A 10,386-nucleotide genomic window follows, 5' to 3' on the forward strand; every position below is an offset into this window, starting at 1 on the left:
CGCCATTGAGGACGTCCGTGGTGACACTCCTATTGTCCCAACGGCCCGCCCCGTTTACCCCTCCCCTCGCGGCAGCAGCCTCCCCCGCCTTCCCAGGAGAAACCGCTTGAAGGCCGCGACGGGCGCCGTGTCCGGGGCCCCCTCGCGCCAGGCCACGCCGATCTCGCGCACGGCGCGCGGGGTGGTGATGCCGAGTTCGACGACCCCGGGGCGGGGCACGGCCGGCGGGGGCAGCAGGGCCACACCCAGGCCCGCGGCGACCAGTCCGCGCAGCGTCTCGGCCTCCTCCCCCTCGAAGGCGATACGGGGCCGGAAACCCGCCTCCGCGCACAGGTCGTCCGTGATCCTGCGGAGCCCGTAGCCCGGTTCGAGCGTCACGAACGTCTCTCCGGCCGCCTCCGCGAGCCGCACCCGGCGGCGCGTGGCCAGCCGGTGGTCGTCGGGGACGACGAGGTGGAGGCGCTGTTCGTCGACGCGGCGGGCGACGAGGCCGGTCTCGCGCGGGACGGGCGAGGTGAGGCAGAGGTCCAGCTCGCCCGCGCGCAGGCGTTCGAGCATCGCCTCGCCGTAGTTCTGCACGAGCGAGAAGCGCACGCGCGGGTGGTCGACGCGGAAGGCGCGCAGGAGTCCCGGGACGGTCTCGGGGCCGAGGGTGTGGAGGAAGCCGAAGGCGACCTTGCCCGCCGCCGGGTCCGCGTCGGCCCGTACCTCGTCCGCCGCCCGTTCCACCTCGCCGAGCGCCCGCTCCACGCCCGCCAGGAACGTCCGCCCGGCGGGCGTGAGCGCGAGCGTCCTGCCGCGCCGCGCGAACAGCGGGACGCCCAGGTCCTCTTCGAGGCGCGCGAGCGAACGCGACAGCGTCGACTGCGGCATACGCATCTCGTGCGCGGCCCGCGTCACGTGCTCCTCGCGCGCCACGCCCACGAAGTGCGCGAGGCGCGGGGCGAGCACGGTGGCCCAGGAATCGGGGTCGAGCGCGGCGGCGGGGCGGGAGGGGTCGGGGAGCGGGGGAAGAGCGGTCACGGTGCTTCCTCGGTGGGGACACGGCGGGTGCGGGGAGGGAAATCCAGCGACGGTCCGTACGGCCGCCTACCGCCTCCCGCCTGCCCTCATGCTGCCATGGATCGATTGCGGTGTTTCCATGCATTGGACGCATGAGTGAGCGCCTTCGTACCTTCGGCTCATGTCCGCCGTCAGTACCGAGGCGCCCGAGGCCCCGCGCCCGGACGTCCCCCGTCCCCCCACCCCGTCCCCGGCACCCGACCACCGCCTCCGCCCCGGCGGTCCCGGCTTCCGGCGGATGTCGCTCGCGCTCTTCCTCGCGGGCGTCGCGACCTTCGCGCTCCTCTACGCCACCCAGGCTCTCCTCCCGCTGCTCTCCGCCGACTTCCACGCCGGCGCGAGCGACACGAGCTGGACCGTCTCGGCCGCGACCGGCGCCCTCGCGCTCGCCGTCGTCCCGCTCAGCGCGCTCTCCGAGCGCTTCGGGCGGCGCACGATGATGACCGCCGCGCTCTGCGTGGCCGTGCCGCTGGCCCTCCTCGCCCCCTTCGCCCCCACCCTCGGCACCCTCATCGCCCTGCGCGCCGTCCAGGGCGCCGCGCTCGCCGCGCTCCCCGCGTCCGCGATGGCCTACCTCGCCGAGGAGGTACGGCCCGAGGCGCTCGTCGGGGCGATCGGGCTCTTCGTCGCGGGCAACAGCGTCGGCGGCATGAGCGGCCGTGTCCTGACCGGCTGGGTCGCCCAGTTGTGGGGCTGGCGCGCGGCGGTCGGCGCCGTCGCGCTCCTCGCGCTCGGCTGCGCCCTCGCCTTCCGCGCCCTCCTCCCCGCGCCCCGCCACTTCGCGCCCGCGCCGCTCGCGCCCCGCGCGCTCCTCCGGACCGTGCGCGGCCACCTCGCGAACCCGCTGCTCCTGCGCCTGTACGCGATCGGCGGGCTCTTCATGACCGTCTTCGGCGCGGTCTACACGGTCATCGGCTACCGCCTCACGGCCCCGCCGCTCGCGCTCCCGCAGGGGCTCGTGGGCTCGGTCTTCCTCGTCTACCTCGTGGGTACGGGCTCCTCGGCCGCCGCCGGGCGGCTCGTGCGGCGCGCCGGGCGGCGCGGCGCGCTCTACCTCGCGGCGGGCACGACGGCGGCGGGGCTCCTCCTCTCGCTCGGCGGCCCTCTGTGGTGCGTGCTGCCGGGGCTCGTGCTCGTGACGGCCGGCTTCTTCGCCGGGCACGCGGTCGCCTCCTCCTCCGTGAGCGACACGGCCCGCACGGGCCGCGCGCAGGCGTCCGCGCTCTACCAGTCCGCCTACTACCTCGGCTCCAGCCTGGGCGGCACGCTCGGCGCGAGCGCGTACCACGCGGCGGGGTGGGGCGGCACGGTGCTCCTCGGGCTGCTCGCGGTGACGGGCGTCGTGGGCGTGACGCTGGTGGGGACGGTGGCGGCGCGCCGGGGGTGAAAGAGGCGGGGCGGGGCTGGCGACAGGGGTACGAGCGGGGCGGCGCGGCACGGGACGGCTCCGGGCCGGGACGGGACGGGCGCGGGTGACTCGGCGCCGGGCGGGCAACGGCGGCTCGGCACCGGACGGGTGACTCGGCGCTCGACGCGCAGCGCGGGCTCGGCGCCGGAGTTGCGGCGGAGTCCGCATCGCCCCATCGACCGTTTCGGGGGCGGCTCCCCGTGGCGTGCGCGGCGAGCGCCCGGCGGCGCGCGACTGATCCCGCTCGCGCGAAGGAAGATCGGCCCCGCCCGGACGACGGTGTCGCGGCCGTCCGTCCGGGCTTCGCCATGAGGAGCCGCGCGCCCGGAGTCGCGCGCCACCGAGCAAGCTCCCGACTTCCGCGACGAACTGGCACGCGGCAACCACGACTTCCACCTCCTCGTGCTGCGCTGCGCCGCCTCACCGCGCCTGTACGGCATCGCCGCCAACCTCGCGCGCGCGCCGATGATGCGGGGCTCCTTCCAGCTCTACGACAGTCGCCAACTCGGCCGCGGCCTCCAGGACCACCGCGAACTGGCCCACGCCATCGCCCTGCGCGACGCCGCCGCCGCACGCGCCGTCATGGAGGCCCACCTGCGACTCTCCTACCTGGCAGTGACCACAGCGCCCACGCAGGGCTAGTGGGGCGCCGCGCCCCTCACGTCCCGCACAGCGCCCGGTACACCCTCTCGTCGGGCGAACAGCCGGTTGCCCGGGGGTGAGGGTGGCGGGTCCAATGGTCCGCGAGAGCGGCCGGGCGCGCGCGAAGCGGCGAGACGTGACGCGCGCGAACCGGGCGGGCCATGACCGCATCGTCCCGAGGGAGACGCCAGCCGATGAGTACGCCACCAGTGCCGTCCGGAACACGCGGGGGCGGGCCCTCCGTCCGCCTGGGCGCTCTCGCTCCGCTGACGCGCCCCGGCTGGGTCGAGGCGGGCCGGCACCTGCGCGCGGGGCTCGACCTGGCCGTTCGTGAGGTCAATGACGCCGGTGGGATCGACGGCAGACCACTGGAGCTGGTGGTCCGGGACACGGCGGCCGATCCGGAGCGGGCCGCGGCGGCCGTGGAGGAACTGGCCGGGCTGGGCGTGGCCGCCGTGGTGGGCGAGTACCACAGCGTCGTCGCCCGCGCCGCCGCCGCCCGGTCCGACGCCCTCGGCGTACCGTTCCTCTGCTCGTCCGCGGTGCTCGACGCGCTCACCGAGGAACCGACGGAGTGGGTCGCGCGCCTGGCCCCGCCCCAGTCGCACGGCTGGCGGATCTACGCGGACTTCCTCCTCCGCGCGGGCCGGCGCCGCATCGCGGTGGCGGCCCAGCCGAGCGTCTACTGGGCGTCCGGGATCCGCGTCCTGCGGGACCACCTCGCTCCGCGCGGCGGCAGCGTCCTCGCACTCGACGCGAACGCCCTCGCGCCCAAATCCCTGTGCGACGCGCTCGTCGAGCACGGCGCGACGGCGCTCCTCCTGCTGGCGGGCCATCCGGAGCCGGCCGTGCCGCTCGTCAGGGCCGTCCGGGGCGACCGGCGGCTCGTGGAGGTCCTCATCGGCGCTCCCGCCGGGCAACCGGAGTTCGCCTCATGGGCCGCGGCGCTCGGCGAGGACGGCGCCGGGATCCCGTTCCTGCGCTACCTCCCCGAGCACCCCGGCCCGCTCGGCGAACGCGTGGGGAGGGAACTCCGCGAGCGGCTGGGCGAAGCGCCCTCCTTCGTCGCCTTCGAGGGCTGGGACTCCGTCACCTTCCTCGCCGAGGTGCTGCGGTCCCACGGCACGGACCGGACAGCCGTCGCCGCGGCGTGGCCGCGCGTGGCGGTCGAGGGCACCCGCGGGCCGGTCCGGTTCTCCCGCACGCCGGGCATCAGCGTGTGGCAAGGGGCCGGGACACCCGTTCACGTCGTCGACCGGGACCCGGCGGAACCGGATCGCTTCCGCGTCCTCCACATCGGCTGAGGAGGCACGAAAGGCCGTCCGCCCAGATCCTCCGTGGCGAGGGGCCGGTCCGGACACCGCTGGGCAGCGTGGCGGCGTCCCGTCCTCACCGGGCGGCAAGGGGTGGCGCGGTACTTCGCCTCCCGCGCGTTCCGTGGCGGCGAGAGGGTCCGCCGCACGTGAGGCGAGGAGGACGGGCCGGAATCCGCGCCGACGAGGGTCGTTGTCAGTGGGCCCCTGTAGCGTCCGCAGGGCCCTCGTCGCACCGCGGCGGGGCGGGTCTTCCACATGCTGTCTTCCGAGCCGGGGGTATGTCGTGAGCGAGTCGGGGACGACCGTCGCGGACGCGCGACTTGAGGAGTACCGCAGGGAGTTGACGGGGTACTGCTACCGGATGCTCGGCTCGGCCTTCGAGGCCGAGGACGCGGTGCAGGACACGATGGTGCGGGCGTGGAAGGCGCTCGACTCCTTCGAGGGCCGCTCCTCGCTGCGCTCGTGGCTCTACCGCATCGCGACCAACGTGTGCCTCGACGCGCTCAGCGCCGGGAACAGGCGGGCGCTCCCCATGGACCTCACCTCGCCGCAGCCCGCCGCGAGCGCCGTGCTCAAGGCCCGCCCCGAGCCGACGTGGCTGGAGCCCGTGCCCGACGCGAAGGTGCTCCCGGCCCATCCGTCCGACCCGGCGGAGACCGCCGCGCTCCGCGACTCCGTGCGCCTCGCCTTCGTCGCGGCGCTCCAGCGTCTCCCGGCGAAGCAGCGCGCGGTCCTCATCCTGCGCGAGGTCCTCGCCTGGCGCGCGCAGGAGGTCGCCGAGCTGCTCGACACGACGGTCGCGGGCGTCAACAGCGCGCTTCAGCGGGCCCGCGCGACCCTCGCCGAGCACCCGGTCCGGCAGAGCGACCCCGTCGCCCCGCTCGATCCCGCGCAGCGCGCGCTCCTCGACCGGTACGTGGCGGCCTTCGAGGGCTACGACATGGAGGCCCTGACGGCGCTGCTCCACGAGGACGTCGTGATGTCCATGCCCCCGTACGACCTGTGGCTCGTCGGCCCGGAGGACTTCACGGGCTGGATGCTCGGCACCGGCTCCGTCTGCCGGGGCTCGCGGCTCGTCCCGGCCGTCGCCAACGGCGCCCCGGCCTTCGCGCACTACCACCCGGAGCCGGACGGCTCGGGCTTCACGCCCTGGGCGGTGCAGGTCATGGAGCTGAACGCGGGCCGCATCAGGGGCGTGCACTGCTTCCTCGACACCGCCCGCTGGTTCCCGCTCTTCGGGCTGCCGCCGCGGCTCGACGCGGAGGGGAGGGCGCTGACGGACTGAGGGGGCGCGGCGAGCACGGCTCGGGGGCCGGAGACACGGGGCCCGGCCGCCCGGCTCGTGCGGGTCCGTCCGGGTCAGGGCACCGAGGGCCCGCCCAGGTACGTCCCCTTGCTGTCGTACGGCCAGGCGTTCGGCGCGCAGCCCTTGAGGCCGTAGATCTGCTGCATCATCGCGGGCGCGGGGCGGCCGGGGCCGGGGCAGGTCTCGTGGCCGTGGCCGATGCGGTGGCCGACCTCGTGGTTGATGATCAGCGCGCGGTACTCCGCGACCGGGCCCGAGAACTCGGGTGAACCGGTCAGCCAGCGCTTGAGGTTGACGATGACCTGGCTGCCGACGTCGCAGTTGACCTCGCCGTGCGTGTCGAGCCCGGCCTGCCCGCACAGCCGGTCCACCGTGTCGGGCGTCGCGATCTTCACCTCGAAGTCGTGCGGGCCCGAGCCGACGAGCTGGAAGGAGTCGCGGCCGTCGGCCGTCCAGCCGCGCGGGTCGGCGAGCACGCGCTCGATCTGGCGCGCCGCCTCCGTCGCCGCTATGCCGCTGCCGCCCTCGACCTGCACGGTGTACCGGCGCACGGTGGCGCCGTGCCCCACCCGGCCGCCGCTCGCCGAGGCGGTGGTGAAGAGCCCGGTGCCGCTCTTCGGTCCGGGGTCCCGGGACCCGGAGTCCCGGGGAGCCCTGGGGGACGTGGACGGCTTCCCCTTCGGGGACCCGCTCGCCCCGGCGGCCGCGCCCGGTCTGCCGCGCGCCTCGGTGCGGGTCGCCTCCGGCGACGGGCTCGTACCGGACGCGGGCCTCGTCCTCGCCTCCGTGCCCCCGTCGCCGCCGTGGCCGCCGCGCGCGACGAGGGCGGCGGCGAGCAGGGTCACGACGGCGAGCGCGGCGAGCCCGAACAGGCGTTGCCTGCGGCTCGTGGCCTTGCGCGCCTCGGAGCGGCGAGCGGTGCGGTGGCCGCCGACGGTGCGGGTGCCACTGGGGGCGGGTTTCGTCTGGCGCATGGGACGGGCCGGGTTCCTCGGTGTCGGCGACGGGGCCGCTCCAGGCTGCACAGCGGGCGTCACCGTGCTTGGCCGCCCGTACGACCGTTCCGTAACAACCGTCGCGCACCCACCCGCACCCGAACGGATGACCGTCTCGCGCACACGCATACTGGGCGCATGTCCCGCGTACTGCTCATCGAGGATGACGAGCCCGTCCGCCGGGCTGTCACCCTGGGGCTCCGGCGGCAGGGGCACGAGGTGCGGGCGGCGGCGAGCGGCGAGGAGGGGCTCGCGGCCTTCGCCGCGGCCGTGCCCGACGTCGTGGTGCTCGACCTGATGCTGCCGGGCATGGACGGCCTGGAGGTGTGCCGCAGGCTGCGCACGCCCGACCGGGCGCACGTGCCGCTGCTCATCGTGACCGCGCGGGGCGACGACATCGATGTCGTGGTGGGGCTGGAGGCGGGCGCGGACGACTACGTCGTCAAGCCGGTACAGGCCCGCGTGCTCGACGCGCGCATCCGTGCGGTCCTGCGCCGTCTCGACACACCGGGCACCCCGCCGCCCGAGACCCACGGCCCCCTCACAATCGACCGCACCGGCTTCCGCGTCGCCCACGAGGGCGCCCCCGTCCCGCTCGCCCCCTCCGAACTCCGCCTCCTGCTCACCCTCTCGGAGTCCCCCGGCCAGGTCTTCAGCCGCCAGCAACTCCTGGAGGCGGTCTGGGAGCACAGCTACCACGGCGACATCCGCCTGGTGGACGCCTGCGTGAAGCGCCTGCGCAACAAGCTCGCCGCGGCGGCGGACCGCGTCGAGACGGTCCGCGGCTTCGGCTACCGCTTCCGCGGGGGGAGCGCGGGATGAGGGGGGCCGGGGGCGGGGTGGCGCGAGGCCCGGAGGGGGGTGACGCGGAGACACGACCACACGCGGAGGCACGGGACGCGGAGGCGCGGGAGACGGGCGGCGAGGCGGCCGGGCCGGGCCCCGCGCACACTCCCCCGGCGCCCCCGTCCCCCGCCGCACCGACCGCCGGAGCGGCCCCCGTTCCGCGCCGCCGCCCCCGGCTGCCCTCCTTCGGCGGGCTCCGGGCCCGCATGGTGCTCGCCTTCGCCCTCGTCGCCGTCGTCAGCGCGCTCGGGACCGGTGCGCTGACCTTTCGCGAGGCGCGGAACGGGGTGTTGCAGCGGAGCCAGGACAACGTGGTGGACCAGTTCAGGGACGAGGTCGGGCAGGCGGTGCCCGACCTCGCGACGCCCGCCGACCAGGCCGCGCTGGAAGAGTTCGCGAGCCGTCTCACCTCGGGGCATCGCGCCCAGGACTGGCGCGTCGTCGTCACGTACGGGGGCCTGCGGGCCGAGGCGGGCGGCGGGCCCGCGCCCGGGCTGATCGGGCGGGAGTTGCGCGAACGGGTGGAGACGCACTCGGTCGCGGTCTTCCAGCGGGTGCGCGCGAGCGGCGGGACGGTTCTCGTCGTGGGCCTGCCCGTCACGTACGCGGACTCCCGCGCCCTGAGCGGCCTGTCGGTCTACCTCGTCGTCCCGCAGTCGGGCGAGGAGGCGTACGTGGCGGCGCTCGTGAGCGCCGTCGAGCGGGCCGCGCTGCCCGCGCTGGGGCTCGCCGTGCTGCTCGCGCTGCTCCTCGCGCGCGGGGTGCTGCGGCCCGTGCGGGAGTTGCGGGGCGCGCAGCGGCGGATGGCCGAGGGGGACCTCGGGACCCGGCTGGAGGTGCAGGGTTCGGACGAACTCGCCGGGCTCGCCGGGGCGTTCAACGAGACGGCGGCGGCCCTGGAGAAGTCGGTCGCGGAACTGCGGCGGATGGAGGCGCGGGCGCGGCGCTTCGCCGCCGACGTCTCGCACGAACTGCGCACGCCGCTCGCCGCGATGACGGCGGTGACGGACGTGCTCGCCGAGGAGGCGCCGCGCTTCGACAAGGACACGGCGGACGCGGTACGGCTCGTGACGGAGGAGACGCTGCGCCTCGCACGCCTCGTGGAGGACCTGATGGAAATCTCCCGTTTCGACGCGGGGGCCGTCGCCCTGCACGCCGACGATCTCGACCTGGCGGAGTCCCTGCGCCGCACGCTGTCCACCCGGGGGTGGACGGGCCGGGTGGAGACGGAACTCCCGGCGGGGGTACGGGCCCGCGTCGACCCGCGCCGTCTCGACGTCGTCGTCGCGAACCTCGTCGGCAACGCGCTCAAGCACGGCGCCGCGCCGGTCCGTCTCGCGCTGCGCCCGCTGCCCGCGGCCGGCGGCGTGGAGATCGAGGTGAGCGACCGGGGGCCCGGCATCCCGCAGGAAGCGCTGCCGCACCTCTTCGACCGCTTCTTCAAGGCCGGGGCGGCCCGTACCCGCAGCGAGAGCAGCGGCCTGGGCCTGGCGATCACGCAGGAGAACGTCCGTCTGCACGGCGGCGGTGTCACGGCGGCCAACCGCCCGGACGGGGGCGCGGTCTTCACCGTCCGGCTGCCGCTCGCACCGCCGGAACGCCCGGCGAAGGCCCCGGAGGTACGGGCATGAGACCACTCCGCTCCCCGCGCGCGCTCGGGCGTGCCGCGCTCAGGCGTGCCGCGCTCGTCCTCGCCGCCGGGCTCCTCGCCGGGTGCGGGGTCCCGCCCACGGGCGTCATCGAGGTCGGCGCCCCGGCGACGGGCCTGCGCCTGACGCGAGGCGTCTATTTCCTCGGCCGGGACGACCCGGGTGCCCTCCGCGCCGTGGCGCGTCCGGACGGCTCCGGGCCCGGCGCACTGCGCGCGCTCCTCGAAGGCCCTTCCCGCACGGAACGCGGGACGCTGACGACGGCGCTCCCGAAGGACCTTCCGCCGCCGAGCCTCGCCGTGGGCGCCGCGACCCTGGACCTCCGCTTCCCGGAGGGGACGCCGCCGCTCTCCGCGCGCGCGAGCCGCCAACTGGCGTGCACGGCCCTCCTCAACACGCCCGTACGCACCGCTCCGACCGCGCCGCCGCGTGTCCCCGCCGCCCCCGGCCAGGCCGCCGCCCTCCCCGCGGCCCCCCTCGCGACGGCGCGCGTGAGCGTCCCCGGCACACCCGCCAGGCTCATCGACCGCGCGGAGTGCCCGGGCCTGGCGGACTGACACCGAGCACGTCCGCCAGCCCCAAGGCCCCCAGCAGTGCGCCCAGTTCCTCCGGGACGCTCCGCAACCGCACCCGGCCCCCGTGCCGCCGCGCCGTGAGCGCGAGCCGCGAGAGCAGGTCGGCCGCCGCGAGCCCCGCGCTCCCGCACCCGTCGAGATCGACGACGAGCGTGCCGCAGTCCCGGACGAGCGCGGCGGCCCTCCGCTGGAGCGCGGGCACGTCGGCGGGGGCGGGGAGCGCGGAGAGCGCGAGGACGGGGGCGCGGAGAGACGGGTCCGCCGGTGCGGGGAGCCCGGAGGGTCCGCCCGGTTCCCGGTGCGCGTCCCGCCCCGGGGGTCCGCACGGCCCCGACGGGCCGCTCGGTGCCGGGGGTCCGCACGGCCCCGGAGGCCCATCCGGCTCCAGGGGTTCGCGCCGGCGCCGGGGTTCGCCCGGTTCCGGTGGACCGCTCGGTCCTCCGGGTGCGCGCGGGTCTGCGGGTTCGCTCTCTTCAGGGGCCACGCAGGGGTGACCGGGCAGGACCGCCCGACTCATCGCGGACGCCACCTCGCCCGCCACCGCACCGCCACCACGCCCGCGCCCCGTCCCGTAGCCCCGCGCCCGC

General features: G+C 76.4%; 9 protein-coding genes and 1 pseudogene. 7 read left to right on the forward strand and 3 right to left on the reverse strand.

The genetic code is table 11. From position 1 onward, the window contains the following. Positions 1–54 precede the first annotated feature (54 nt). Positions 55–1,023 (reverse strand): LysR family transcriptional regulator, encoded by a 969-nt coding sequence (locus tag IF99_RS0123230; RefSeq protein ID WP_030998887.1) that lies wholly within the window; start codon positions 1,021–1,023, stop codon positions 55–57. A 160-nt stretch (positions 1,024–1,183) separates the two neighbouring features. Between IF99_RS0123230 and IF99_RS0123235 the strand changes: the two genes are divergently transcribed. The 4 genes and pseudogenes from IF99_RS0123235 to IF99_RS0123250 all read left to right on the forward strand — a co-directional run bounded on the left by IF99_RS0123235 (position 1,184) and on the right by IF99_RS0123250 (position 5,713). Next, complete coding sequence (locus IF99_RS0123235; protein ID WP_030998889.1) at positions 1,184–2,449, forward strand: MFS transporter; 1,266 nt, start codon at positions 1,184–1,186, stop codon at positions 2,447–2,449. 369 nt (positions 2,450–2,818) lie between these two features. Next, positions 2,819–3,112: pseudogene (locus IF99_RS0123240) on the forward strand (FCD domain-containing protein); the annotation flags it as partial. 194 nt (positions 3,113–3,306) lie between these two features. After that, complete coding sequence (locus IF99_RS0123245; protein ID WP_030998892.1) at positions 3,307–4,416, forward strand: ABC transporter substrate-binding protein; 1,110 nt, start codon at positions 3,307–3,309, stop codon at positions 4,414–4,416. Positions 4,417–4,711: 295 nt separating this feature from the next. Beyond that, on the forward strand, positions 4,712–5,713 hold the full coding sequence (locus IF99_RS0123250; RefSeq protein ID WP_030998894.1) for a sigma-70 family RNA polymerase sigma factor: 1,002 nt from the start codon (positions 4,712–4,714) through the stop codon (positions 5,711–5,713). A gap of 74 nt (positions 5,714–5,787) precedes the next feature. Here the strand turns inward: IF99_RS0123250 and IF99_RS0123255 are convergent, their stop codons facing one another. Next, positions 5,788–6,708, reverse strand: a complete 921-nt coding sequence (locus IF99_RS0123255; protein ID WP_030998896.1) for a DUF3152 domain-containing protein — start codon at positions 6,706–6,708, stop codon at positions 5,788–5,790. A gap of 159 nt (positions 6,709–6,867) precedes the next feature. Between IF99_RS0123255 and IF99_RS0123260 the strand changes: the two genes are divergently transcribed. From IF99_RS0123260 to IF99_RS0123270, 3 genes are all read left to right on the forward strand, one after another. Next, positions 6,868–7,551, forward strand: coding sequence for a response regulator transcription factor (locus tag IF99_RS0123260; RefSeq protein WP_030998899.1), 684 nt, complete (start codon positions 6,868–6,870; stop codon positions 7,549–7,551). Positions 7,552–7,781: 230 nt separating this feature from the next. Continuing rightward, entirely contained in the window at positions 7,782–9,206 is a 1,425-nt protein-coding gene (locus IF99_RS0123265) for a sensor histidine kinase (RefSeq protein WP_030998901.1), read from the forward strand. Continuing rightward, positions 9,203–9,781, forward strand: a complete 579-nt coding sequence (locus tag IF99_RS0123270) for a GerMN domain-containing protein (protein ID WP_030998903.1) — start codon at positions 9,203–9,205, stop codon at positions 9,779–9,781. Before IF99_RS0123265 ends, IF99_RS0123270 begins: the two co-directional genes overlap by 4 nt. Here the strand turns inward: IF99_RS0123270 and IF99_RS33615 are convergent. Next, a complete protein-coding gene (locus tag IF99_RS33615) occupies positions 9,744–10,001 on the reverse strand; it encodes an STAS domain-containing protein (protein ID WP_107049003.1) in 258 nt (85 codons plus the stop codon). The two genes, IF99_RS0123270 and IF99_RS33615, sit on opposite strands and share 38 nt — an antisense overlap. Between the last annotated feature and the right edge of the window lie 385 nt (positions 10,002–10,386).

It is taken from the genome of Streptomyces sp. NRRL F-5630 (assembly GCF_000719475.1).
GTDB lineage: Bacteria > Actinomycetota > Actinomycetes > Streptomycetales > Streptomycetaceae > Streptomyces.

Coding starts and splice junctions, on each gene's coding strand:
- IF99_RS0123235 (WP_030998889.1), top strand. CDS start 1,184: ATGTCCGCCGTCAGTACCGAGGCGCCCGAGGCCCCGCGCCCGGACGTC.
- IF99_RS0123245 (WP_030998892.1), top strand. CDS start 3,307: ATGAGTACGCCACCAGTGCCGTCCGGAACACGCGGGGGCGGGCCCTCC.
- IF99_RS0123255 (WP_030998896.1), bottom strand. CDS start 6,708: ATGCGCCAGACGAAACCCGCCCCCAGTGGCACCCGCACCGTCGGCGGC.
- IF99_RS0123260 (WP_030998899.1), top strand. CDS start 6,868: ATGTCCCGCGTACTGCTCATCGAGGATGACGAGCCCGTCCGCCGGGCT.
- IF99_RS0123265 (WP_030998901.1), top strand. CDS start 7,782: ATGGTGCTCGCCTTCGCCCTCGTCGCCGTCGTCAGCGCGCTCGGGACC.
- IF99_RS0123270 (WP_030998903.1), top strand. CDS start 9,203: ATGAGACCACTCCGCTCCCCGCGCGCGCTCGGGCGTGCCGCGCTCAGG.